This is a genomic window from Aliiroseovarius lamellibrachiae, assembly GCF_018599245.1.
Classification (GTDB): Bacteria; Pseudomonadota; Alphaproteobacteria; order Rhodobacterales; family Rhodobacteraceae; genus Aliiroseovarius; species Aliiroseovarius lamellibrachiae.
The window spans coordinates 69041-95222 of sequence record NZ_JAHEVJ010000004.1; the positions used below are offsets into that span (position 1 = coordinate 69041).

The 26182-nt window shown below is 54.6% G+C and carries 21 protein-coding genes; 15 read left to right on the plus strand and 6 right to left on the minus strand.

Annotated elements, in window-relative coordinates; translation table 11 throughout:
- Positions 1–12 precede the first annotated feature (12 nt).
- A complete protein-coding gene (locus tag KKW20_RS08170) occupies positions 13–615 on the minus strand; it encodes a cupin domain-containing protein (RefSeq protein WP_214567395.1) in 603 nt (200 codons plus the stop codon).
- A 169-nt stretch (positions 616–784) separates the two neighbouring features.
- On the opposite strand from KKW20_RS08170, the gene KKW20_RS08175 reads away from it, so the two are divergent.
- Complete coding sequence (locus KKW20_RS08175) at positions 785–1288, plus strand: fasciclin domain-containing protein (protein ID WP_214567396.1); 504 nt, start codon at positions 785–787, stop codon at positions 1286–1288.
- A 66-nt stretch (positions 1289–1354) separates the two neighbouring features.
- Here the strand turns inward: KKW20_RS08175 and KKW20_RS08180 are convergent, their stop codons facing one another.
- Both KKW20_RS08180 and KKW20_RS08185 read right to left on the minus strand, forming a co-directional pair.
- On the minus strand, positions 1355–1780 hold the full coding sequence (locus tag KKW20_RS08180; RefSeq protein ID WP_214567397.1) for a GlcG/HbpS family heme-binding protein: 426 nt from the start codon (positions 1778–1780) through the stop codon (positions 1355–1357).
- Between the two features lie 22 nt (positions 1781–1802).
- A complete protein-coding gene (locus tag KKW20_RS08185) occupies positions 1803–3926 on the minus strand; it encodes a malate synthase G (RefSeq protein ID WP_214567398.1) in 2124 nt (707 codons plus the stop codon).
- Between the two features lie 194 nt (positions 3927–4120).
- On the opposite strand from KKW20_RS08185, the gene pepN reads away from it, so the two are divergent.
- Positions 4121–6670: an aminopeptidase N gene (pepN, locus tag KKW20_RS08190; protein ID WP_214567399.1), complete on the plus strand. Its 2550-nt coding sequence runs from the start codon at positions 4121–4123 to the stop codon at positions 6668–6670.
- Positions 6671–6744: 74 nt separating this feature from the next.
- Here the strand turns inward: pepN and KKW20_RS08195 are convergent, their stop codons facing one another.
- Complete coding sequence (locus KKW20_RS08195) at positions 6745–7377, minus strand: lytic transglycosylase domain-containing protein (protein ID WP_246534514.1); 633 nt, start codon at positions 7375–7377, stop codon at positions 6745–6747.
- Positions 7378–7748: 371 nt separating this feature from the next.
- Between KKW20_RS08195 and gatB the strand changes: the two genes are divergently transcribed.
- From gatB to KKW20_RS08210, 3 genes are all read left to right on the plus strand, one after another.
- Complete coding sequence (gene gatB / locus KKW20_RS08200) at positions 7749–9263, plus strand: Asp-tRNA(Asn)/Glu-tRNA(Gln) amidotransferase subunit GatB (RefSeq protein WP_214567400.1); 1515 nt, start codon at positions 7749–7751, stop codon at positions 9261–9263.
- A gap of 81 nt (positions 9264–9344) precedes the next feature.
- Positions 9345–11003: a U32 family peptidase C-terminal domain-containing protein gene (locus KKW20_RS08205; protein WP_214567401.1), complete on the plus strand. Its 1659-nt coding sequence runs from the start codon at positions 9345–9347 to the stop codon at positions 11001–11003.
- 136 nt (positions 11004–11139) lie between these two features.
- A complete protein-coding gene (locus KKW20_RS08210) occupies positions 11140–11538 on the plus strand; it encodes a DUF4177 domain-containing protein (protein ID WP_214567402.1) in 399 nt (132 codons plus the stop codon).
- A 10-nt stretch (positions 11539–11548) separates the two neighbouring features.
- Here the strand turns inward: KKW20_RS08210 and KKW20_RS08215 are convergent, their stop codons facing one another.
- On the minus strand, positions 11549–11806 hold the full coding sequence (locus KKW20_RS08215; RefSeq protein ID WP_214567403.1) for a BolA family protein: 258 nt from the start codon (positions 11804–11806) through the stop codon (positions 11549–11551).
- Between the two features lie 73 nt (positions 11807–11879).
- On the opposite strand from KKW20_RS08215, the gene KKW20_RS08220 reads away from it, so the two are divergent.
- The 6 genes from KKW20_RS08220 to KKW20_RS08245 all read left to right on the plus strand — a co-directional run bounded on the left by KKW20_RS08220 (position 11880) and on the right by KKW20_RS08245 (position 18898).
- Entirely contained in the window at positions 11880–12512 is a 633-nt protein-coding gene (locus KKW20_RS08220; RefSeq protein WP_214567404.1) for a J domain-containing protein, read from the plus strand.
- A 191-nt stretch (positions 12513–12703) separates the two neighbouring features.
- Positions 12704–13690, plus strand: a complete 987-nt coding sequence (cobS, locus tag KKW20_RS08225) for a cobaltochelatase subunit CobS (protein WP_214567405.1) — start codon at positions 12704–12706, stop codon at positions 13688–13690.
- Between the two features lie 112 nt (positions 13691–13802).
- Positions 13803–14258, plus strand: a complete 456-nt coding sequence (locus KKW20_RS08230) for a thermonuclease family protein (RefSeq protein WP_214567406.1) — start codon at positions 13803–13805, stop codon at positions 14256–14258.
- A gap of 87 nt (positions 14259–14345) precedes the next feature.
- Complete coding sequence (cobT, locus tag KKW20_RS08235; protein WP_214567407.1) at positions 14346–16220, plus strand: cobaltochelatase subunit CobT; 1875 nt, start codon at positions 14346–14348, stop codon at positions 16218–16220.
- 481 nt (positions 16221–16701) lie between these two features.
- Positions 16702–18498 (plus strand): aminopeptidase P family protein, encoded by a 1797-nt coding sequence (locus tag KKW20_RS08240; protein WP_214567408.1) that lies wholly within the window; start codon positions 16702–16704, stop codon positions 18496–18498.
- 58 nt (positions 18499–18556) lie between these two features.
- Positions 18557–18898, plus strand: a complete 342-nt coding sequence (locus KKW20_RS08245; protein WP_214567409.1) for a DUF427 domain-containing protein — start codon at positions 18557–18559, stop codon at positions 18896–18898.
- A gap of 67 nt (positions 18899–18965) precedes the next feature.
- Here the strand turns inward: KKW20_RS08245 and KKW20_RS08250 are convergent, their stop codons facing one another.
- Positions 18966–20075, minus strand: a complete 1110-nt coding sequence (locus KKW20_RS08250; RefSeq protein WP_214567410.1) for an anhydro-N-acetylmuramic acid kinase — start codon at positions 20073–20075, stop codon at positions 18966–18968.
- Between the two features lie 66 nt (positions 20076–20141).
- Between KKW20_RS08250 and tyrS the strand changes: the two genes are divergently transcribed.
- The 4 genes from tyrS to trpE all read left to right on the plus strand — a co-directional run bounded on the left by tyrS (position 20142) and on the right by trpE (position 26138).
- A complete protein-coding gene (gene tyrS, locus KKW20_RS08255; protein ID WP_214567647.1) occupies positions 20142–21398 on the plus strand; it encodes a tyrosine--tRNA ligase in 1257 nt (418 codons plus the stop codon).
- Between the two features lie 123 nt (positions 21399–21521).
- Positions 21522–22703 (plus strand): aminotransferase, encoded by a 1182-nt coding sequence (locus KKW20_RS08260; protein WP_214567411.1) that lies wholly within the window; start codon positions 21522–21524, stop codon positions 22701–22703.
- A gap of 72 nt (positions 22704–22775) precedes the next feature.
- A complete protein-coding gene (locus KKW20_RS08265) occupies positions 22776–24617 on the plus strand; it encodes a peptidyl-prolyl cis-trans isomerase (protein WP_214567412.1) in 1842 nt (613 codons plus the stop codon).
- A gap of 9 nt (positions 24618–24626) precedes the next feature.
- Positions 24627–26138 (plus strand): anthranilate synthase component I, encoded by a 1512-nt coding sequence (gene trpE, locus KKW20_RS08270; protein ID WP_214567413.1) that lies wholly within the window; start codon positions 24627–24629, stop codon positions 26136–26138.
- The last annotated feature ends 44 nt before the right edge of the window (positions 26139–26182 follow it).

The window sequence follows — 26182 nt, forward strand, 5'->3', positions numbered from 1 at the left end:
GTCAATTGCTGATTATATGCGACGCGGTTGGTCGCACACCACAACAAGCGCGCGGGCGACATGGTCGGGGCCGCTGGCATTTTCGTAGCTATGTTCAAAATCCGCATCAAAATAAAACGCATCCCCTGCGGCCAGAATATTGCGTTTTCCATGAAGGGTCAGGGCGACCTCTCCTGTCAGTATGTATATCAATTCAACGCCTGGATGAGCATGAGCAATTGCAGGGGTCGAATCTGTGGGAAAGGTCGCGAGATAGGCTTCAATAATCCGATCAGGGACCGGAAAATCGAGGCTTTCGAACAGATAGCTCACCCCCTTTTCACCATCAATGGGCAGTGAGATCCGATCCTGAGCGGTGACATGTACCGCGATTGGATGTGCCTCTTCAGGGCCAAAAAAGTGATCTAGCCCCACCCCAAACACCAATGCGATACGCACCAAAGTTGGCAGGGTCGGCACCACAAGTCCGCGTTCAATCTTGGACAACATCCCCGCAGACAGCCCAGTATGGTCTCCTAATTGAGCCAACCCCAGCCGTTTATCGCGCCGCAGCTGAAGCACCTTAGGTCCGATTCTATAGGCGTCGATCTGGTCTGACAGTGTTTCTGACAGCATTCTTACGTCCCATCCCTGCTCATTGTTTTGCATCTCACGACAATTATCAGCACGAAATTTTCACTTAATGCAATAAATATTCCTCTCACGAAAACGTGCGTTGCGCAAGCGTCAACTTTCACCACAGTTAATTATTGTTCACACCATGAAATTCCGAAAGGACGATCCAATGCCACTTCGTATCCCAACCCTGAAAGACGTAACCGTTGCCTTAACCCTTGGCCTTGCCCCAATCGCAGCCTGCACCTCATATGCCGGTGGTGCCGATATCGTGGACACCGCAGTGTCTGCTGGAAACTTCTCAACACTTGCAGCCGCCCTAGAAGCGGCTGATCTGGTCGACACATTGAAGGGCGACGGGCCATTTACCGTTTTTGCCCCAACTGACGCCGCCTTTGCCGCCCTGCCCGCCGGCACCGTCGAAACCTTGCTAAAGCCAGAAAACAAGGACCAGCTGACCGCCATACTGACCTATCACGTCGTGCCGGGCAAAGTGATGTCAGGCGATGTTGTGAACCTCAGCAGCGCAACCACCGTAAACGGTGCTGACGTCGCCGTGACTGTGATGAACGGGAAAGTCATGATCAATGGCGCAACGGTCACCGCAGTTGATGTGGCGGCATCAAACGGCGTGATCCATGTGATTGATACGGTGCTCATTCCAAACAGCTAAAGCTGTGAGGATGCTCATAAATATAGGCGGCCAGACGATTTGGCCGCCCTTTATTGTCGACTATTATTATCCGTCTGCGGTCAAACCCGCCGACGCGATCCCGGCGGCCCCGGCGGCCAGATCGTTTTCAGATGTATCCCCTGTCACGCCGACGGCGCCGATCACCTGCCCGGCATCATCGCGCACGAGAATGCCACCCGGAACCGGGATCAGCTTGCCATTATAGGCCCCGTTGGCGGCCAGCACGAAATAGGACTGCGCCTCTGCCCGATCTCTCTGCGCGGTGCCGCCGATCCCGAGCATGACAGACCCATAAGCCTTGCCAAGTGCAATGTCGAACCGGCCGGGAGGTGCCCCATCGCCGCGTTCAAATGCAATCACATGACCTCCTGCATCGACCACAACCACGGACAACGGTTTCATGGCCTGATCTATGCCCGTTTTCATTGCGGTGGCGATAATTTGCTTTGCTGCGTGCAAATTAAGTGTCATGTCAGATCTCCGTTCATAGAGGTTATCCTGAAAGTTCAGCTTTCAAGGCCAAACGACGCGCGTGCAAAACTGGTTCGGTATAGCCAGAGGGCTGCACGCGACCTTTAAAGACCAGATCACAGGCCGCCGCAAATTCCTGACCGTCAAAATCAGGTGCCATGGGGCGATAAAGAGTGTCCCCTTCGTTTTGCGCATCAACCTTCGCGGCCATCTTACGCATCGCTTTCATCACCTCATCTTCGCTGACCACGCCGTGGTGCAGCCAGTTGGCGAGGGCTTGTGCTGAAATCCGACAGGTTGCGCGATCTTCCATCAAGCCAACATCGTGAATGTCTGGCACTTTGGAACAGCCAATCCCCTGCCCGACCCAACGCACCACATAGCCAAGAATACCCTGCGCGTTGTTCTCAACCTCTTCGCGGATTTCATCGTCAGACCAGTTTTCACCCTCGGCGACCGGGATGGTCAGCAGATCTTCTAATGTGCCACGCGGCCCCGCGGCCAACAGCTCATCCTGACGCGCCATAACGTCCACTTGATGATAATGCGTGGCGTGCAAGGTCGCGGCCGTTGGGCTGGGCACCCAAGCACAGGTAGCACCTGACTTTGGGTGGCCAATTTTATCGGTCAACATTTGCTCCATCCGGTCGGGCATTGCCCACATGCCTTTGCCAATTTGCGCCCGTCCCTTGAGGCCACACGCAAGCCCGATATCCACATTGCGATCCTCGTAAGAGGCAATCCATTTCGCCCCTTTCATCTCACCTTTACGGATCATTGGCCCCGCCTCCATCGACGAATGGATTTCATCGCCGGTGCGATCGAGGAACCCTGTGTTGATGAAAGCGACCCGGTGTTTGGCGGCGCGGATGCATTCCTTTAGATTCACAGAGGTGCGCCGCTCTTCATCCATAATGCCAAGCTTTACGGTGTATTGCGGCAATCCAAGAGCGGCTTCAACACGAGAGAAGATCTCGTCCGAGAACGCGACCTCCTCTGGGCCGTGCATCTTGGGTTTTACAACATAGACGGACCCAGTGACCGAATTGCCGCCGTCGCGTTGCAAATCGTGCATGGCGATCAATGTGGTGATCATGGCGTCCATCAACCCCTCGGGTACCTCAGACCCATCATCCAAATGGATCGCCGGGTTGGTCATCAGATGCCCCACATTGCGCACCAACATCAGCGCGCGACCTTTGACAGAAACAGTCCCATCCGGCCCTTCGAAGGTCAGATCCCCGTTCAGTTTACGTTCAAACGTCTTGCCGCCTTTTGTGACCTCTTCTGTCAGTGACCCATCCATCAGCCCAAGCCAGTTGGAATAGGCCAAAACCTTATCCTCGGCATCCACCGCCGCGACGCTGTCTTCGCAGTCCATAATGGCGGAAACGGCACTTTCCAGCCAGATATTAGACAGACCAAGCGGGTCGGATTTGCCGATTTCTGTTGTTTCGTCAAATTCAAGTCGAAGCTTTAAACCGTTGTTTTCAAAGAAATACCCAAGCTCGCCTTTGCCCAAATATTGCGATGTGTCGGCAAGCGCTGGAAAAGCAGACTCTTCTTTAGTGGCGTGTGCCCATTTGCCTTCTGCCAAGGGCAAAGCATCATCAAGAAAGGCCTTAGCCTTCGCAATCACCCGCGCCCCACGCGCGGCGTCATATCCTTTTCCTTCAGGCAAATCGCCCAAGACATCTGTGCCATAAAGCGCATCATACAGGCTGCCCCATCGGGCATTGGCCGCATTCAGCGCAAATCGCGCGTTCATAATGGGCACCACAAGCTGCGGCCCCGGTATGCTGGCGATTTCCGGATCGACATTCGACGTCAATATTTTGAAATCTGGTCCCTCTGGCACGAGATAGCCAATTTCGGTCAAGAAAGCTTGATAGGCCTCATGGTCATGCGCCTGCCCTTTGCGCTCAATATGCCAAGCATCCAATTTGGCTTGCATATTGGCCCGCTTGGCCAACAGCGCCCGGTTTTTTGGCGTGAAATCATTCAGAATGCTCGCAAATCCCCGCCAAAACCCATCTAATTCAACGCCGGTGCCCGGCAACGCCCGCCTCTCGATGAAGTCCACGAGTGCTGGTGCGACGGTCAAACCTGAACGATTTTGGCCTGTTTGGTTGTGCGTATCGGTCATGATGCTCTTCCTTATGCTCCCACATATTTAGGCAACAGGTTTCCGATAGGCAACAGACCGGCGCCTGAGAAGGATTACGGGTCAGGTAAATATCTCTTAACTGATCGGTTGCCTGCGCGCGAACAATTCCCGCCTTGCGGGTCTTCTCTGGTGGGTCTAACCTGCCCGCCTTACCGGGTTGAAAAGGATACGATATGACCGCGCATGCTCCTGAAAAAATCTTCCTTTCAGATTACACGCCACCAAATTGGTTGATCGAAGATGTCGGGTTGAATTTTCACCTTAGCCCAACGGCGACGCGCGTCACCTCGACCATTCGATTTGTGCCGAACCCGGCCGCGGCATCTCGTGATTTTTTCCTTCATGGTGAACAACTTAAGCTTATCTCTGCAAGTATTGATGGAACGTCCGTTTCGCCAAAGGTCACAGAACAAGGCCTTACTTGCGATGTGCCGGACCATGCCTTTACTTGGGTTGCTGAGGTTGAGATCAACCCCGAGGCAAACACCTCGTTATCTGGACTTTATATGTCTGGCGGCATGTATTGTACGCAATGCGAGGCAGAGGGATTTCGCCGTATCACATTCTATCCGGACCGCCCCGACGTAATGGCCCCTTTCAAGGTGCGCATCGAAGGATCTGATCCGGTGCTGCTGTCAAACGGCAACCCAACGGCTTCTGGCGAGGGCTGGGCGGAATGGAATGACCCTTGGCCCAAGCCTGCCTATCTGTTTGCGCTGGTTGCCGGGGATTTGATTGCACGCGATGACACATTCACCACCATGTCCGGCAAAAACGTCGACCTGAAACTGTGGGTACGCCCGGGCGATGAAGGCAAAACGGCTTTTGGAATGGACGCGCTGAAGGCGGCAATGGCTTGGGATGAACGGACCTATGGCCGCGAATACGACTTGGATATTTTCCAAATCGTCGCCGTGTCAGATTTCAACATGGGCGCCATGGAAAACAAAGGCTTGAACATCTTCAACACCTCTGCGGTTCTGGCCAGTTCTGACACCTCTACGGATGCGAATTTTGAACGGATTGAGGCGATTATCGCGCATGAGTATTTCCACAATTGGACCGGCAATCGCATCACCTGTCGGGATTGGTTCCAATTGTCCCTGAAAGAGGGGCTGACAGTTTATCGTGATCAACAGTTCTCCGCCGATTTTCGCTCTGCCTCTGTGCGGCGGATCGAGGATGTAATTTCCCTGCGCGGACGACAATTTCGCGAGGACAACGGCCCGCTTGCCCATCAGGTTCAACCCGACAGTTTTGTTGAGATCAATAACTTCTACACCGCGACCATCTATGAAAAAGGGGCCGAACTGATCGGCATGATGAAGACATTGGTGGGGCATGATGAATACTACAAGGCGCTCGACCTTTACTTTACCCGCCACGATGGGGAAGCTGCGACAATTGAAGATTGGGTGCGGGTTTTTGAAGACAGCACCGGACGCGATTTGACCCAATTCCGTCGCTGGTACAAACAAGCCGGCACGCCGCGCCTGACGGTCACAGATGACTTTAAAGACGGAATATATACTCTTAATTTTGAACAGAAAACGCTACCGACGCCAGGGCAGGAAGAGAAGCTTCCGCAACATATTCCGATCGCCGTCGGTCTGCTGGGGGCCAATGGCGATGAGGTTTTGGCAACACAGATCCTCGAGATGACCGAAGACAAACAAAGCTTTACCTTCGAGGGGCTCACCAGCAAACCCACCCCGTCGATCTTGCGCCACTTCTCTGCCCCAGTGATCCTGGATCGCGACAGTACCCCGGAAGAGCGTGCCTTTTTGTTAACCCATGACACCGACGCATTTAACAAATGGGAAGCAGGTCGCGCGCTGGCCAAAGACGTATTGATTTCCATGATTACCGGGCGCAGCGCCCCAACGCAGGACTATCTTGGGGCGATCACCGCCATGCTGCGCGATGACCGGCTTGACCCCGCCTTCCGGGCGCTGGCAATCCGCCTTCCGGGGCAAGATGATTTGGCACAAACGCTGGCCGATGGCGGCGTTACGCCAGACCCTTTGGCAATCTACCAAGCGCATCAGACACTGCGGCAACAAATGGCAGAACATCTGCAAGATCTTCTGCCGCGCTTATCTGCGGAAATGGATGTGGCTGACGCGTATAAGCCAGATGCTGAACAGGCTGGCAAGCGCGCGCTTGGGCTGGAGTTGTTGATGCTTGCCAATCGGTTGGATGGCGGGGCCGCGGCCACAGCGCAATATGCCCGCGCCGACAATATGACCCTGCGTATGGGCGCTTTGGGCTGTTTGCTTGAGGCTGGCAAAGGCGATGAAGAGCTTGCCGATTTTCGGGCGCGATTTGAAGGGGACGCGTTGGTCATGGACAAATGGTTTGCCATGCAGGTGGCCCATGCCGCGCCGGAAAAAGCCGCCGAGATCGCGTCAACCTTGACCCAAGACAGCGATTTCAACTGGAAAAACCCCAATCGCTTCCGCGCTGTGTTTGGGGCGTTGATGATGAACCAGGCCGGCTTTCATGATGAAACCGGGAAAGGCTATGCGCTTTTTGCGGATTGGTTGATCAAGCTTGACCCAGTGAATGCGCAGATCACTGCGCGGATGAGTTCTGGATTTGAGACGTGGAAACGCTGGGATGCGGACCGTCAGGCCCTGATGCAAGCCGCGTTGAAACGGATCATGGCAACCGAGAACTTGTCACGAGATACTCAGGAAATGGTTGGGCGCATTTTGAACTGAGCCCCTTGATCACGAAAGAAATCAGTAAGGCGCCAAGGCTTCAACGCGTCTTACTGATCCTCGCCCCATGCAGATCAGCTTGACTGGCAATAGCTCTGCTGGCTGATCCAATTGCGCATGTCTTCGCGTTTTTTACGGGAATGGAATGGCCCCCAATCGGCCGCCATGCCGCGCATCCCTTGTGAGACCACGCCATCGCGCGGCACGGTCACGGCCATGATCCGCACCGCACAGCTTAGGTTCTTCTCGCCGTTTTTCAGTGCCGCCCCTGATCTGGCCTCGCATCCATACCCACGCGCTGTGCCCGGCAGAATTTGCACCAACCCATACCATTTTCCGCCACCGCCCACAGCCGTTTGGCGCCAGGTGCTTTCGTGCTTTGACAAGGTGGACAGCATTCCCGTCCAAAAGGCATTCCGCCCCCGCGCGTCTTGCGTCGGATAAGCGGGGCACCATGTTTCGATATCACGCGGCACAATGTTTGCCAGCTCGGTCCCATGTGTTTCAAGCGCCGACATTGTTGCTGCGGTCCAAGTTGCCCCGGCATCAAGATGATCCCAACGCATGTCTAATGGGGTTTCCGAAGGGGGGGCGGATCGCGACGACAGGGTTTCGTGCCCCACGCAGCCTGATAAAGCCAGAACAGCAGCAGCAGCACCCAACCCAAAGATCGATTTTCGCACAACCGGCGTTACAGAAAATTCCATGGCAACCTGTCCCCATCATCCCATTCAACAGATGAACGCGACTTAGGTATTTCCCTTGCAACGAACAAGCCCAGCAGATGCATAGCTGCCATCTGCGCGATGCATTGCCGAGAGTTTTTGACATTAAAGTCGCGCGGTAGTTGCTCTATCACATGGTGTGGTAGGTTGGCCAATCGCGTTACCTAAGTCTCGTGAACACCCCTAATGGACAGGATTTCACGCAAGGTGTGATCTCCATTGGTGCTTGAGGTGGGCCCGCTCGGCGCCCTCAGCCCACCCCGATCAATTCCACTGACAAAGTCACGCCCTCTTGCCCCTTTGCGCCCCCTGCCCTAGAAGGCTTTTGGAAACGAAATCACGGGAAAGCGCACATGTTGGATCATCTCGTCTATGACGCCCCAAAAGTAAAAACCATTGCTGGGGCCCGCGAAGATTGGGAACTGGTGATTGGGATGGAAATCCATGCTCAGGTCAGCTCCAATGCAAAGCTCTTTTCCGGGGCCTCAACCAAGTTTGGCGCAGAACCCAATTCCAATGTGGCCTTTGTGGATGCGGCAATGCCGGGCATGTTGCCGGTGATCAACGAATATTGCGTGGAACAAGCGGTGCGCACCGGGTTGGGCCTTAAGGCGGACATCAACCTGTTTTCCGCCTTTGACCGCAAAAACTACTTTTACCCGGATCTGCCGCAGGGCTATCAAATCTCTCAGCTGTATCACCCGATTGTGGGCGAAGGCGAAGTGATCGTCGACATGGCGCCCGGTGTGGCGCGCAAGGTTCGCATTGAGCGCATTCACCTGGAGCAGGACGCCGGGAAATCAGTACATGACATGGATCCAAACATGTCATTCGTTGACTTCAATCGTACCGGTGTGGCGCTGATGGAAATCGTATCGCGCCCTGACATTCGTGGCCCGGAAGAGGCCGCAGCCTACGTGACCAAGATGCGCCAGATCCTGCGCTATCTCGGCACCTGCGATGGCAACATGCAAAACGGCAACCTGCGGGCGGACGTGAACGTGTCGGTCTGTCGTCCCGGTCAGTTTGAAAAATACATGGAAACGCAGGATTTTGGTCATCTCGGCACCCGCTGCGAGATCAAGAACATGAACTCTATGCGGTTTATCCAAGCCGCCATTGATTATGAAGCGCGTCGCCAGATCGCGATTGTCGAAGACGGTGGTGAAGTGGTGCAGGAAACCCGCCTTTATGATCCGGACAAGAACGAAACCCGTTCGATGCGGTCAAAAGAAGAGGCGCATGATTACCGCTATTTCCCCTGCCCTGACTTGCTTCCGCTTGAGATTGAACAGGACTGGGTGGATGAGATTGCCAAAACCTTGCCCGAACTTCCTGACGAGAAGAAGGCGCGGTTTGTCTCCGGGTTTGGTCTGTCAGAATATGACGCTGGCGTCTTGACCGCTGAGGCGGAAAACGCTGCCTTCTTTGAAAAAGTGGCTGAGGGGCGCGACGGAAAGCTCGCTGCGAACTGGGTCATCAATGAGCTGTTTGGCCGCCTGAAGAAAGACGACAAGTCGATCAAAGACAGCCCGGTATCCCCCGAGCAACTTGGCGGTGTTATTGCGCTGATCACCAAAGGCGATATTTCGGGCAAGATTGCCAAAGACCTCTTTGAAATCGTCTACACCGAAGGGGGCGACCCGGCCGAGATTGTGGACGCGCGCGGCATGAAGCAGGTCACCGACACGGGCGCCATTGAGGCCGCAGTGGACGAGGTGATTGCCGCCAACCCCGCGCAGGTCGAAAAGGCCAAGGAGAACCCAAAACTGGTTGGGTTCTTTGTGGGTCAGGTGATGAAAGCCACGGGTGGGAAAGCCAACCCCAAGGCCGTCAACGATCTGGTGAAAGCCAAGCTGGGTCTTTAAGACGCAACAACACGAAAATCTAAAGGCCCCCAGCGTGGGGCCTTTGCCATTTTTCAAGACCCTCACATCTGGGTGGATGACATGACCGAACGACGTTCTGAACTTTTGATGCCAGCCGGCAACCTTCGTAAATTGAAGCTGGCGATCCTTTATGGTGCTGACGCGGTTTACCTTGGCACGCCGGATATGTCGTTGCGCACAAAGTCTGAATTCTCGTTGGAGGATGTGATCGAGGGGGTCAATTTCTGCCATCAACACGGTCGGCGGGCTTATCTGACGCTGAATTTGTTTTCGCACAACAAAGACATCCCGAAACTGGACGAATACATCGACACGGTTCGAAAAGTGCAACCCGATGGCCTGATCATCGCAGACCCCGGTGTGTTTCAATATGTGCGCGAACGCGCGCCTGAATTGCCGCTACACATCTCTACTCAGGCCAATATCTGCTCTTGGTTGTCGGTAAAATTCTGGCAAGAACAAGGCGCAGAATTGGTGGTTCTGGCGCGCGAAGTTTCCTATCCCGAGCTGGTGGAAATTCGCGAAAAATGTCCTGATATCAAGCTAGAAGCCTTTGTGCATGGCGCCATGTGCATGACCTATTCTGGTCGCTGTCTTTTGTCGAACTTCATGGCAGAGCGCGGCGCAAACCAAGGCAATTGCGCCAATTCCTGCCGGTGGAATTATACCTTCCGGATGCGGATGAAAGACGGCACGGTTCAGGATTTGAATGTTACGGACGAAAACGCCGATATGTTCGAATTTCTCCTAGAGGAAGGCTGCCGTCCCGGTGAGTTATTGCCCATCGAAGAGGATGCGCGCGGGTCTTACATCCTCAATTCCAAAGACCTTTGCATTATGCCAAAGCTGGACGAATATCTGAAAATCGGAGTGGACAGCCTGAAGGTCGAGGGGCGTGGTAAGTCGGAATACTATTGCGCGATCGTCGCCCGCGCTTACCGGATGGCCATTGATGACTATTATGCTGACCCGGAAAATTGGGACCCCAAACCCTATATGCGCGAGTTGGAAGCGGTCGGAAACCGCGGCTATACCTTTGCCTTCCACGAAGGGCGCCTGACCAACCACGCGCATAACTACGAACACACGGCATCCCTTGCGCAATGGGAATATGCCGGGGTGGTCAGCGAGATCACGGACGACGCGTTTCTGGTTGAGGTGAAGAATAAACTTGAACCGGGGGAGGTGCTGGAATTCATCTCGCCCATCGCGCGCGAGACGGTTTTGTTGCGGATGTATGACTTTGAGGATGCCACCACCGGGCAGAAGAAAGACGTCGTACATGGCGGGACCAAAACCACGATCCGCGTGCCGTTTGCCTTGTTTGACCACGAAGACCTAGATAAGTTGCGCGCGCGTTTCCCGCAGTATTCCGTGCTGCGTAAGGAAAAAGCGCTGACGGATGAGCAATGGAACCGCGTGCGGTTTGACAAGCTCACGCAGGGGTTGGAAATCAGCGGGAAGCAAAACCCGAAAGCCTATGAAAAACGCCGGGACGCTTTGGCCGAAAGCATTGAGGCCTCGGGCAATGAAAAGCGGTTCAAAACCAATCGTATCGGCACGGAGGGGTGTTGTGGGAAAGGCTGCAATGGCTGCATGATTTTCTGGCAAGACGATCAATATGCCCGCGCGCGCGACGTGCTTTTGAAACGCAAACAAGGCGAACAGCTGACCCGTGCCGAGGCCAATATGTTAAAAGAAGCGCCCATTCTGAGGTAAGTGGCGAAAGCCCGTTCCGAAAGCAGCGGTTCACAGGCCACACCCGGCAGGTTTTCGCCCCAACACGATGGGCCTGTCTGGTCACGCCGCACCCAAGATGATAGAGAACAGTCCACCCAAATAAGCGAGACAGCCAATGTTTGAATACCGCGTCGTTCCAGCACCGAAAAAGGGCATTAAAGCCAAGGGCATTCGTTCCAACGAGGAACGCTTTGCGTTTGCGATGTCCGAAATGCTGAACGATATGGCCACTGAGGGGTGGGAGTATCAGCGCGCAGAAACGCTTCCGGCCGAAGAGCGCTCTGGTTTGACTGGAAAAACCACTGTTTTCAAAAACATGCTGGTGTTTCGTCGCGCGGTTGCAGAAGAGCCGCAAATCGCTGATGTGGAAGAAGTTCAGGCCCCTGCGGTCGAAGACATGGATGTTGCGACAGTAGACCCATCGCCCGCATTGCCGTCAGCGGCAGACGCCAACCAAGTCCCCGAGACACATGTGACAGCGCCATCCATCGAGGGCACACCAGAAAAGGTGTAATCACCTGAGGTCACTCAGACACCTCTAAAGCGAGGGCGTGAATTTGCCCCATCAGCTCGGATCCAATTGCGCGATGAACCGCGCGGTGGCGGGCAATTCGGGACAGATTTGCGAAAGCTTGCGACCCAATCTCCACGCGAAAGTGGCTTTGCCCGCCATCCTGATACCCGGCATGTCCGCGGTGAAGCTCGCTTTCATCAATAACTTCAAGATGATCTGGCTGAAACGCCTCGGACAGCTTGGAAAAAATATCATCACGACGGGTCATTTATTGCCTCTTTCCTCTTCAATCATCTGGAAAAAGCACTAAACTCTCTGGTCCGAGTCGAAAAGAGTGTACCATGGCAAACAACGATCCTTTTGGTTTCAATATGTCGGTTTCCGCCGCCAAGAAAAAGAACCCGCGCGGCAAGCGGGGGATGTCTGGTGCGTTTGAAACGTCGAACCGCGAATGCGAACATCCGACCTGTAAAGAAGCGGGTCAGTATCGCGCGCCACGTTCACCCGATCATTTGGATGAGTTTAAGTGGTTCTGCAAAGATCACGTTCGGGAATATAACCTGAAGTGGAACTTTTTCGACGGCGCCACAGAAGCGGAAATCAACGAGCAGCTTGATAAAGATAAGGTGTGGGAACGCGAGACCAAGCCTTTGGGCAAAGCCTCGGAAGAGCAACGTGCTTGGGCGCGCCTGGGGGTTGATGACGCCCATCAGGTTTTGGGCGAAAATGCCACGCAAAACCCCGGCAAATCGGTCACAGGCACCACACGTCGCCTGCCCGCCACCGAGCGTCGCGCGATTGAGCTTTTGGATGCACGCGATCACTGGACAAAAGCTGAGATTCGTAAAGCTTACAAAAAGCTGATCAAAGTGTTGCACCCAGACATGAACGGGGGCGATCGCAGCCAGGAAGAACAACTTCAAGAAGTGGTTTGGGCCTGGGATCAGATCAAAGACAGCCGCAGCTTTAAGTAATTCAAAAGGCGTCTTTCGGGGCGCCTTTTCATGCGCAGATCCGACCAGTTCGGCAAAACCCGCCGGTCCGTCTGGACTGATTGGTAAAATTCCGAAGCCTCCCTCTTGCACAAGCAAATAATATCAGGCACCACGTCGGGGATGGCGCTGGATCTGCCGCGCCATAAACCGTTCAGGGAAGGACCGAGCAGATGGCTGGCAATACGATGGATGCAAACACGAAACCCACCGAGGATATTTCTGTTCGCGAGGTTTTCGGCATCGACACCGATATGACCGTCAAAGGGTTTGCGGATCGCACTGATCGTGTTCCAGAAATCGACACGACCTATAAGTTCGACCCCGATACCACGCTCGCAATTCTCGCTGGTTTTGCCTTTAACCGTCGCGTGATGGTTCAAGGCTATCACGGCACTGGGAAATCCACCCATATTGAACAGGTTGCCGCGCGTTTGAACTGGCCCTGTGTGCGCGTCAACCTTGACAGCCACATAAGCCGGATTGACTTGATCGGTAAAGACGCGATCAAATTGAAAGACGGGATGCAGGTTACTGAATTCCAAGAGGGCATCCTGCCTTGGGCGCTTCGCAACTCTACCGCGATTGTGTTTGATGAGTATGATGCTGGTCGTGCAGATGTGATGTTTGTGATCCAGCGCGTGCTGGAGCATGACGGCAAACTGACCCTTTTGGATCAGAACGAAGTGATCACCCCCAACCCGAACTTCCGCCTGTTTGCCACCGCAAACACCGTCGGTCTGGGCGATACAACGGGCCTGTATCATGGCGTTCAACAAATCAACCAAGCACAGATGGACCGTTGGTCTTTGGTCGCGACATTGAATTATCTGTCGCATGACGCCGAAACAAATATCGTACTGGCCAAAAACCCAGTTATGAACACCGAGAGCGGCCGCAAAACCGTCAGCCAAATGGTCACTGTCGCGGATCTGACCCGCACCGCCTTTATGAATGGCGATCTGTCGACCGTTATGAGCCCACGAACCGTGTTGAACTGGGCAGAAAACGCCCGCATTTTCCGCGACGTGGGCTATGCGTTCCGTTTGTCGTTCCTGAACAAATGTGATGAACTTGAACGCCAGACTGTCGCTGAGTTTTATCAGCGTTGTTTTGACGAAGAACTGCCGGAATCGGCCGCAAGCATGAGCCTTGGTTAATCCAAATTAACTCTGAAAGCCCTGTTATCGCAGGGCTTTTTCTATTGTGTTAACGTTTAATAAGTGCGCCTGAGCTATCATAACCTCGGGTGAAAAATTGGGTGATGGTGTGATGCGCATTCTCTTCGCGTTGGCTTTTGTGTCGCTTGCGGCATGTCAGGATGAACCGAAAAAAGTGACGGCAGACTCTGCACCTCCGAGTTCATGCGACATCATCCGGGTCGTGGACGGCGATACGGTTAAGGCAATCTGTCATGGGCGCGAACAAAATCTGCGCCTGTTGGGGTTTGACACGCCGGAAACCTTCCGCTCGCGCTGTCCCGATGAAAAGGCGTTGGGGACTGTGGCCACCAATCACCTTCGCAAATTGATCGAAAACGCGGGTGAAGTGCTGCCAGTCACTGGACGCCCTGACAAATACCGACGCCTTTTGACCACACTTTATATCGATGGACAGGACGTGGCAGAAATCATGATCGAAGCAGGGCTGGCGGTGCCCTATCACGGTGAAAAGCGGATTAATTGGTGCGACAAGCTGGGCGCGCAGACAAACGCTCCGCTGGGCTGATCTTTTCAACGGATCTGGCGTCAAATTTCACCGGCAATACGGTGGAAACCGCTTTCCAAAATTCAGCTATGCGCCTAGTTTGAGCGCATGACCAAGCCAAATGACAATCCCGCCGATCCGTTTAAGAAAGCTCTCGCTGAGGCGACCAAAACGCTCGCTGATGATGCGGAGCTGTCGGTCACCTATTCGGTGGATCCTCCAGGTCAGACCAATGATGCGGTGCGCCTTCCGCAGGTGACACGGCGCATGACACGGGATGAGGTTTTGTTGGCACGCGGCACGGCAGATGCCTATGCCATGAAGCACAAGTATCACAACGCGGCGACCCACACGCGCTATGCCCCGCCCGGTCAAATGGCCCGAGATTTGTATGAGGCGATGGAAACGGCCCGTTGCGAGGCAATGGGCGCGCGCGACATGCCGGGCACCGCGAGCAATATCGATGTTAAAATCGCCGATGATGCCATGCGCCGGGGCTATGATCAGATCACGGCTGCGGCAGATGCGCCATTGGCAGACGCCGCAGGCTATCTTGTGCGCCACTTGGCGACAGGTCGAGAGCTGCCTGACGCGGCTGCCAACGTCATGAATTTATGGCGAGATTTCATCGAAGGTCAGGCTGGAGATCATCTGGACAACCTGCAAGAGACCTTGGCAGATCAACAGCAATTTGCCCGGTTTGCCCGTCAGGTCATCGATGATCTCGGATATGGCGATCAACTCGGCGATGACCCTGACCAAGATGATCAATCTGATGATGAAGCGGAAGCTGAAGAAGATCAGCAAGACGAGGACCAGCAAAACGAAGACGCCGCTGACGAGTCTGACGACACCGATGCCAGCCCGGAACAATCGCAAGAAGAGACGCTCGATCAAACCGAAGCTCAGGTCACCTTTGACGATTTGGCCGAGGACGAGTTGGGCGAAGAAACCGAGATGCCCGAGGGCGAGGCCCCGCTGGAGCCCCCTGCCCCGGCCCCCGCGTCCGAGGCTGACCCCCAATACCTGATTTATAACAGCGAATATGACGAAGAAATCTTAGCCGAAGATCTGGCCGATCCAGCAGAGTTGGAACGCTTGCGCGCTTATCTCGATCAACAGCTTGAACCCTTGAAAGGCGCCGTGAGTCGCCTTGCCAATAAGCTGCAGCGCCGATTGCAAGCACAACAAAACCGGTCTTGGTTGTTTGACTTGGAAGAAGGGATTTTGGACGCGGGCCGATTGGCGCGTGTGATCGCAAACCCGACCACTCCGCTGAGCTTCAAACGTGAAAAAGACACGGAATTCCGCGATACCGTCGTCACGTTGCTGTTGGACAATTCCGGTTCGATGCGCGGTCGCCCAATCTCTATTGCTGCAATTTGCGCCGACGTTCTGTCGCGCACGCTTGAACGCTGTGGTGTGAAGGTCGAAGTGCTGGGCTTTACCACACGCGCGTGGAAAGGCGGCTTGGCCCGCGAGCAATGGCTGGCAGATGGTCGTCCGCAACAACCCGGCCGTCTCAACGATCTGCGCCACATCATCTATAAACAAGCCGACGCGCCCATGCGCCGGACGCGCACCAATCTGGGTCTGATGATGAAAGAAGGCCTGTTGAAAGAAAACATTGACGGCGAAGCATTGGAATGGGCCCATCGCCGACTGACCAACCGGCATGAAGCCCGTAAAATTCTTATGGTGATTTCGGATGGCGCCCCGGTGGATGACAGTACCCTTTCCGTTAACCCTGCGAATTATTTGGAAAAACACCTGCGCGATGTGATTGCAATGGTAGAAAAGCGCGCGCAGGTGGAATTGTTGGCAATTGGCATCGGTCATGATGTGACCCGTTATTACGAACGCGCAGTTACCATTACGGATGTGGAGCAATTGGCGGGTGCAATGACCGAACAATTGGCCGCATTGTTCGATAGCGACCCGCGCGCCCGCGCGCGCATCATGGGCATCAAAAAGGCGAGTTAGCAATAAAGGAGGCCCTGAGGGTGTGCCACCTGCTGCGTCAGACCTGCCATGCCGCATTGGGGCCATTCGGTGTACGTCGTCCTGTGTAAGTGGTCTCAATTGCTTTGGTCCGAAGTGCGGCGCGCCTTGCGCAGGAAACAGCCAACCGAAGCATCGCTCGCGGGACGTCGCCGACTGCCATGATGTGACCAAGATCCTGTCAGCAAACGCCCGTGTCTTGCGCCTCAGCTAAGGCTTGCCAGAAAACCGAGCATTTTCGCCGCCAACCGGCCAGTTCCGCCCAGATCTATATCGCTCAAACCATTTTATGCGTCCCATTATGTGCGCGCATTCCGCCGCGTGCAGACAACCAAGTATCAAGCCATCGACCTCGAATTTGTTGCCATTATTGCGACCAAACACAGAAGAAAGCCCTTTCCCTCACCCGCCGCCAAAGGCAAAATGCGCGCATCCCCGCCAATACCCTCACGGAGACCCCCAGATGTTCCAAAGCTTTGAAACCACCGCCGCCCCCGATCGCGGCCCCGCCCGGTTGGAGCGTTTACGCCGCGCGATGAAAATGAAGGGTTTGGATGGGATCATCGTCCCCCGTACAGACGCCCATCAGGGCGAATATGTGGCCGATTGCGATGCCCGGCTTGCGTGGTTAACCGGGTTCACAGGGTCCGCAGGGTTTTGCATCGTGCTAAACCATGTCGCCGGTGTGTTCATTGATGGACGCTATCGCAATCAAGTTTTAACCCAGGTCGATCTGGAACATTTCACGCCGGTGCCGTGGCCTGAAACCCAGCCCGGACCCTGGTTGATTGATCAGATCACCGGCCCGACCCGCATCGGTTTCGACCCTTGGTTACACAGTCGTGGTGAAATTGAACAGCTACAAAAAGCTGTGCAAAACGCCCCCATTACGCTGGTTCCGACAGATAACTTAGTGGATCAAATCTGGGCCGACCGCCCAGCCGCGCCCAATGCCCCAATCACGCTGCAGCCGTTGGAGTTTTCGGGGCGTTCGCGCGAGGATAAATGTGGTGAACTCGCCGATGAGCTGATGTCGCGTGGGCTAAAGGCACAGGTCCTGACCCTCTCCGACAGCATTGCCTGGTTATTGAACATTCGCGGCACCGACATTGAACATATTCCTGTTGTACAAGGCTTCGCTATTTTACATGACGACGCCCATGTAGATTTCTTTACCGAAGAGGGGCGCGAGGGGATTGCGTTGCTTGGTGCAGGGCTGACCATTCACCCAACACGCAGTTTTGCACCTGCGCTGCAGAAATTGAATGGACCCGTTGGTGTAGATCGCGCAAATGCCCCTTATTTCGTAAGCCACACGCTTGATATTTCTGGCATTGAATTTGAATGGAACGAAGACCCGACCATCTTTCCAAAGGCGCGTAAAAACCCAACCGAGCTTCAGGGCGCGCGTCAGGCCCATTTGCGCGACGCCGCGGCAATGGTGGAGTTCCTCAGCTGGTATGATGCTGCCGATCAGACCAACCTGACAGAAATTGATCTTGTGACTGAGCTGGAGGGGTTTCGCCGCGCCACCAATGCACTTGAGGATATCTCATTTGAAACCATTTCAGGTGCCGGACCCAATGGCGCAGTGATCCATTACCGCGTCACACATGACAGCAACCGCCAGCTAGCTTCCGGAAATCTGGTGGTGCTCGATAGCGGTGGCCAGTACCGCGACGGAACAACAGATATCACCCGAACATTGGCCGTGGGCCCCGTTGGACACGAAGAAAAGCGCTGTTTCACATTGGTGTTGCAAGGGATGATTGCCCTGTCGCGTGTGCGTTTCCCCAAGGGGCGCAGCGGGCGTGATTTGGACCCGATTGCCCGCTATCCGCTTTGGGCAGAACATCAGGATTACAACCATGGAACCGGCCATGGGGTTGGTGCGTTCTTATCGGTTCACGAAGGCCCGCAAAGATTTTCTGCCATTTCAGAGATCGAGCTTGAACCAGGCATGATCCTGTCCAACGAGCCGGGATATTATCGCGATGGCGCTTTTGGCATTCGAATTGAAAACCTTGTTGTCGTTGAAAATGCCCGCCCCCTACCCAGCGGCGATACAACGCGCCAAATGATGGGATTAGAGACATTGACCTATGTGCCAATTGACACCTCATTGGTGATCAAGGATATGCTGTCAGCTGCCGAAAAAGACTGGCTAAATGCATATCATGCGGCGTGTCTTGCCATGATTTCTCCGCGTGTCAGTCAGACCGCCCAAGTATGGTTAGAGGGGGCTTGCGCGCCGATTTGACGCGCGACATGGCAACAAATTCTGTTATGTTCGCCCAGAAGAGGAAATGGGGATTGCTATGACCGATCACATCAAGATCAAAAAGGCCGAAGGCAAATGGACTGTCCGCGCGGGCGGTGCGGTTCTTGGGGAAAGCCGTGAGGCACTAGAAGTTCAGGAATCCAAAGGGTCTGCCGTCATTTATTTCCCCAAGAATGATGTCGCCATGGCGTTCCTTGAGGCAAGCGACACCGTGACCACCTGTCCCTATCGTGGCGAGGCGGCGCATTATTCCATCCACACGAAGTCGACCATCATCGAAGACGCAGGCTGGAGCTATAGTTCCCCCGTGGAAGACTTGGATGCGCTCAAAGATCATATGGCGTTTTACGGCGACAAAGTTACAGTCGCTCGCACTTAATGTGACCGAAAACACAGGGCAAAAGCCCGAATTTTCTTGATATCACTCATGCCTTCTCCGGGGTTGATCAGATCTTCGCCGGGGTTGATATGGTGCCGCCCCCCACGGCGGCGGCCACCCCGGTTGTGCTTGGGCAGCTGGTCGGCAGGCCGCGCGCAACCCGGACCGCAAGATAGGCAAAGGCCTGTGCCTCAAGCATGTCGCCATCCAACCCAATATCATCAATTGGCAACACCGGAACAGAGCAGCGGTCGCGCAACTGGGCCATCATCGCGGCGTTATGGCGTCCACCTCCGGTGACCAGAATTTGTTTCGGGGGGCGGGGACAATGCTCTAGCCCACGCGCGACAGCCGCCGCAGAGCAGGCCACCAATGTGGCAACGGCATCCGGGGCGCTCAGCGCACAAACAGCATCCGCCAGATCCGTGAAACTATCGCGATCGAGAGATTTGGGGGGGATCCGCAAAAAATAGCCATGGGACATGAAACGATCGACGATTGTCTCATCCACAGTTCCAGAACGTGCCATTGCACCGTCTTCGTCATATGGTTTTCCAAATCGAAGTTGCATAAAATCATTGATCGGTGCATTCGCAGGGCCTGTGTCAAACGCCAAGCACGCACCGGCGATTTCCGGACTTTGGATGGTCGGGTCCACCCATGTTACATTCGCAACCCCGCCCAGGTTCAAAAAGACCAGCGGATCAACCGCATCGACAAATCGTGCGCAGGCATGGTGGAAAAAGGGGGCCAGTGGTGCCCCTTCGCCCCCCAGTTGGACGTCGGTGGATCTGAAATCCCAAACCACCATACGCTCAGTCAACTCGGCCAGAACCTGCCCATCACCAGCTTGATGTGTGCCGCGCCCGTGCGGATCATGCGCCAGAGTTTGACCATGAAACCCAATGATATCAATTTCTTCATTCCGAAATTTCGACAATAACACAGCATGTTTTGTTTCGACCATTTCAGCGGCACTGGCCACCCCATCATCTTCCGGCCAAGCCCCCAACATGGATCGAAGTTGCATTTGTTCTGAAGGGGCATAAGCAACAAATGAGCGTTTTCCAAATCTCACTATGTCCTCGCCATTGGTCAAAACCATGGCCGCATCGACCCCATCCAACGAGGTTCCTGACATGCACCCCAACGACCAAACTGCTCCGTCTTTTAACATGCTCTTCCCCTTTTGCGCCCCCCCGTTTATACGGAAGGCTCAATGACAAACATGGACCGAAAAACGATGACCTACCACCCAAAATCCGACTTCATGCGTGTGATGATCGAGCGCGGCTTTCTGGCTGATTGCACCGATTATCAATCGCTTGACGAAGCTCTGGTCGAAGGTGTCGTGCCGGCCTATATCGGCTTTGACGCCACTGCAAAATCACTGCATGTGGGGTCGCTGATCCAAATCATGATGCTGCGCTGGCTGCAAAAAACCGGCCATAAACCGATCACCCTGATGGGCGGCGGTACGACAAAGGTGGGTGATCCATCGTTTCGGGCCGATGAGCGCCCGTTGCTGACCCCGGATCAAATCGACGACAACATCGCGGGCATCAAAAAGGTCTTTGCAAATTACATCGACTATGATGCGGATGGCGACAACAACGCTGTGATGATCAACAACGCGGAGTGGTTGGATGATCTCAACTACCTCGATTTTCTGCGCGATATTGGGCGTCACTTCTCGGTCAACCGAATGCTGGCCTTTGAAAGCGTAAAGTCCCGTTTGGATCGGGAACAAAGCCTGTCGTTCCTAGAGTTCAACTATATGATCCTGCAAGCCTATGATTTCTTGGAACTTAATCGCCGCTATGGTTGTTTGCTTCAAATGGGCGGATCGGATCAATGGGGCAATATCGTCAACGGGATCGACCTGACCCGCCGTGTGCTCGACAATCAGATCTTTGGTCTGACGTCGCCGCTTTTGACCACTTCTGATGGCAAGAAAATGGGCAAATCACAATCTGGGGCGATTTGGCTGAACTCGGACATGTTGTCGTCTTATGAGTTTTGGCAGTTTTGGCGCAACACCACCGATGCGGACGTGGGACGTTTCTTGAAACTTTACACCGAGTTACCGCTAGAGGAATGCGAACGCTTGGGTGCGCTGGAAGGCTCTGACATCAACGACGCGAAAATCGTATTGGCAAATGAAGTTACAAAACTTGCCCATGGCGAAGACGCCGCGAAAGCAGCCGAGGCGACAGCGCGCGAAGTCTTTGAAAAAGGTGGAACCGGGGATGATCTTCCGACAATCACCCTGTCCGCCGATGACATTGGGGACGGAATTTCAATCGTTCAGTTGATTGTGAAATCCGGCTTGGTCAAATCCGGGAAAGAAGCCAAACGGCTGATTTCCGAAAATGGTGCCCGCGTAAATGACGCGCCACTTGAAAACGCTGGGCAAATGATCAGCGCGGCAGATCTGGCCACACCGCTGAAACTGTCCGCCGGCAAAAAACGCCACGCTCTTGTGCGATTCGACGGATAATCTGTCCAAAACGCGAAAGTAAAACGCCCGGGGCAACTGTCTCGGGCTTTTTTTTGCTCGGAATGATTGCCGATGATTTTCGGTGTTGCTACCGTCGCGGGAAACCAATGGAATGAGGCCTTGATGTTCCCCGTAAATCCCAATTTTTCCGTGACCGCCCCGCCCCCCGTCATGGAGGCACGTCGTTGGGTTGACGGCAAGAGTTTCTCTTCCGACCTGCCCTTGATCAATGTCAGTCAGGCGGCCCCGGTTGATCCACCCCCGCAAGCATTACGCCAAGCCATTGCCGATGCGGCGCTCACCCTTCCGGAGGCGCATCTTTATGGCCCGGTATTGGGATTGCCCGCGCTTCGCGATGAAGTCGCCTTGCACTTCAGTCGCGCTTACGGCGGCGAAATAAAGTCCGAAAATGTGGCGATCACCTCTGGATGCAATCAGGCCTTTTGTGCAGCACTCGCCACGTTAGCCGCCGCCGGAGATGAAGTCATCCTTCCAACACCTTGGTATTTCAACCATAAAATGTGGATGGATATGGGCGGGATTAAAACCGTTCCCCTCGCGACGGGCACAAGCCTTCTGCCCGACCCTGCGAAAGCAGCCGCGTTGATCACGGATAAAACCCGCGCAATTGTGCTGGTGACACCGAACAATCCGGCGGGCGTCGAATACCCTGCCGAGTTGATTGCCCAATTCCGCGATCTGGCCCGTGCCCGAAATCTGGCGTTGATCATCGACGAAACCTACCGAGACTTTCACAGTCAAGAGACCCCGCCCCATGACCTGTTTCATGATCCCGATTGGGGTGACACCGTCATTCAACTCTACAGCTTTTCAAAAGCTTATCGGCTAACCGGTCACCGTGTCGGCGCGATTGTGACATCAAGAAATCGTATGGCGCAGATCGAGAAGTTCTTGGATTCGGTTACGATTTGCCCAGCCCAACTTGGGCAACATGCGGCCCTTTGGGGCATGCGAAACCTTGGGGATTGGCTTGCGGGTGAACGCCGCGAAATCCTATCGCGTGCGCAAGCTGTTCGCGACGGGTTCTCGCAAGTGGCCCCAAAGGGCTGGTCGCTTTTGGGCTGCGGCGCTTATTTTGCGTATCTACAGCATCCGTTTTCTCAGCCATCGGATGAGGTTGCCCGTGCTTTGGTTGATAAATCGGCCATTCTGGCATTGCCCGGCACCATGTTTACCCCAAAAGATGATCCAGATGGGGCGCGCCAGATGCGCGTTGCCTTTGCCAATATCGACCAAGAGGGTATCACAGCATTCCTTACGCGACTGACTGATTTTCGTCCCTAGCCCAACACCGCTTGGCATTCTCTCATTGCTGACCTAAAACCCTTGGGACCCGTGATGAAAAAGGATTGAACCATGGCAACCGGAAAGATCTCGCGCACCTTCGGATGGGGCCTTATGGCCCTTGTTATCGTTGGGCTTGTAGGCTTTGGATCAACCAATTTTGGCGGCTCGGCACGCTCAATTGGAACCGTCGGTGACAAAGAAATTGACGCCCAGCGTTATGCACGAGACCTAAACGCAGAACTGCGGGCCTTTTCTGCGCAAACGGGCCAAACGATGACGCTCGCACAGGCGCAGGCATTTGGTCTCGACCAGCAGGTTCTTGGCCGTTTGCTTGCCTCCACAGCGCTTGAGAATGAAACAGAGCGATTGGGCCTGTCTGTTGGGGATGCCCAGGTTCGAAATCGGATTGTAGAGATTGCTGCTTTCAAAGGCATTGATGGCAAGTTTGATCGCGAGGCCTATTCATTTTCGCTTGATCAATCCGGCATGACAGCGGCCCAGTTTGAGGCATCGTTGCGGTCAGAAGTTGCCCGGCAATTGTTACAAGCGGCGGTCGCCAATGGCACCACCGCGTCATCTGCTTATGTGGATGCACTTTATGGCTACGCGCGCGAGACGCGCAGTTTCACCTGGGCAAGCTTGCCTATGGCTGCGTTAACCGCCGAGCTGCCTGCCGCCACGGATGATGAGCTTCTGGCTTATTATGAAGCAAACACCGCAGAGTTCACATTGCCCGAAACAAAAGAGATCACCTATGTCTGGTTGGATCCAGAAGATTTAATCCCCGGTATCTCCGTCAGCGATGAGGACCTTCAAGCGCTTTATAAAGAACGTCAAGACGAGTTTGTTGTGCCCGAACGCCGGATGGTTGAGCGTCTTGTTTTTGGGTCGCAAGAAGAGGCGCAGACCGCTGCGGATGCCATCGCAGCCGGAGACAAATCATTTGAAGATCTTGTCGCAGAGCGGGATTTAACCTTGGCGGATATTGATCTGGGCGATCTCTCCAAAGAAGAGCTTGGTGGAGCCGCTGATGCGATCTTTTCACTTACAGAGCCGGGCGTTGCAGGCCCCGCTGACAGCAATCTTGGCCCTGCCCTATTTCGGATGAACGCCATTTTGGCGGCGCATGAAACGAGCTTTGAAGCAGCAAAGGAACAGCTGCACGGGGAATTGGCCGCCGACACCGCCAGACGCCAAGTCAATGATATGATCACAGAACTCGATGACTTACTCGCAGGTGGGGCAACCTTGGAAGAGCTCGCCGATAGCCACAACATGCGCCTTGCCACAATCAGCTGGACCGACGGCGACAGCGAAGGTATCGCCGCTTATGACAGCTTCCGCGAGGCCGTCACAAAAGCTGCCGAAGGGGATTTTCCCGAAATCACTTTGATGGCTGATGGCGGCGTTTTTGCAGCGCGTGTCAACAAAATTGACGAACCGCGCCTGCAGACACAGAAAGAGGTTTCTGATCAGGTGCTGGCGGGCTGGGCGACCGATAAGCGATTGGAATTATTGGCTAAACAAGCTGAAGAGATGGTCCCCGATTTACAATCAGGCGAAAGCCTTTCGTCGCTTGGTTTGGTGGAAATTGTAGAAGTTGATCAGGGGCGTGACGCCTTTATTGAGGGAACACCGCCCACGTTCATCACAGAGGTTTTCGACATGGCGCCAACTGATTGGCGCATCGTCCCTAGCGCCAGTGACGTAATTCTGGTGCGTCTGGACGGTATCACCGCCGCAGATCAAACCAGCGATGACGCCAAGGACATCAAAGAGCAGTTTACCGCAAACAGCACCCAAGAACTGGGGCTCGATGTGGAAAGCGCCTTTGCGCGCGCGCTTGAAACCGAGGCAGGCGTGAGTTTGAACCGCCCTGTCATCAACGCCATCCACGCACAATTCCCATAAGGATTTCCCATGGCTCTTACCCCGTCATTTGACGCTTTTGAAGCCGGTTGGAATGCCGGGAAAAACCAGGTGGTCTACACCCGTCTGGCCGCCGATCTGGATACGCCTGTAAGCTTAATGATGAAACTGACCGAAGCCCGTCGTGACAGTTTCATGCTTGAAAGCGTAACGGGTGGCGAAGTGCGAGGGCGCTACTCGATTGTTGGAATGAAGCCAGACCTGATCTGGGAATGCCACGGTGACACGGCCCGGATCAACAGGCAAGCTCGGTTTGACGCGGAGGGTTTTGTCCCAATGTCGGGCAACCCTTTGGATGCGTTCAGAACGGTTCTGGCGGAAAGCGAAATTGATCTTCCGAACGACCTGCCCGCGGCATCGGCGGGGCTGTTTGGCTATCTTGGCTATGACATGATCCGCTTGGTCGAACATTTGCCGGATGTGAACCCCGATACGCTTGAACTTCCAGATGCGGTGATGATGCGTCCCTCTGTGGTGGCCGTCCTTGATGGTGTCAAAGGCGAAGTCACACTGGTCGCGCCAGCCTTTGTAAGCTCCGGGCTCAGCGCCAAAGCGGCTTATGCACAGGCGGCGGAACGGGTCATGGACGCGTTGCGGGATCTGGAGCGTGCCGCCTCTGGCGAAAGCCGCGATCTTGGCGACGTTGCAGAGCTTGGGCCGCTCACATCAAACTTCGCCAAAGACGATTATCTGTCGGCGGTCAACCGCGCCAAAGAATACATCAAAGCCGGTGATATCTTTCAGGTGGTGCCAAGCCAGCGTTGGGTTCAGGATTTCCCCCTGCCCCCATTTTCACTGTATCGTTCGCTCAGACGCACCAATCCGTCGCCCTTTATGTTCTATTTCAACTTTGGTGGGTTTCAGGTTGTGGGCGCAAGCCCAGAAATTCTGGTGCGTGTGTTTGATCGCGAAGTCACCATTCGCCCCATTGCAGGCACGCGTCCACGCGGGGCAACCCCCGAAGAAGACAAAGCCTATGAGTTGGATTTGCTGGCGGACCAAAAAGAACTCGCAGAGCATTTGATGCTGTTGGATCTCGGCCGTAACGATGTAGGACGTGTGGCCAAAATTGGCACCGTACGCCCGACAGAAGAGTTTATTATCGAGCGTTACAGCCATGTGATGCACATCGTCTCAAACGTGGTTGGCGAGCTTCACGAAGACAAAGACGCGCTGGATGCCTATTTCGCAGGAATGCCCGCTGGCACCGTGTCTGGGGCACCAAAAGTGCGCGCGATGGAAATCATCGACGAGCTGGAACCTGAAAAGCGTGGGATTTACGGTGGTGGCCTTGGGTATTTTAGCGCGGGTGGTGACATGGACATGTGTATCGCCCTGCGCACCGCGGTTGTGAAAGATGAAAAGCTCTATATTCAGGCCGGTGGCGGTGTTGTCTACGACAGTGACCCCGAGGCGGAATATGAGGAAACGGTCAATAAATCCAAAGCCATCCGGGCAGCTGCTGAAAGTGCTGGGATGTTCAGTCAGCGACGAGGCAACTAGGGTTTTCACATTGAATGCACAAAGGGCGCGATGATCTTCGCGCC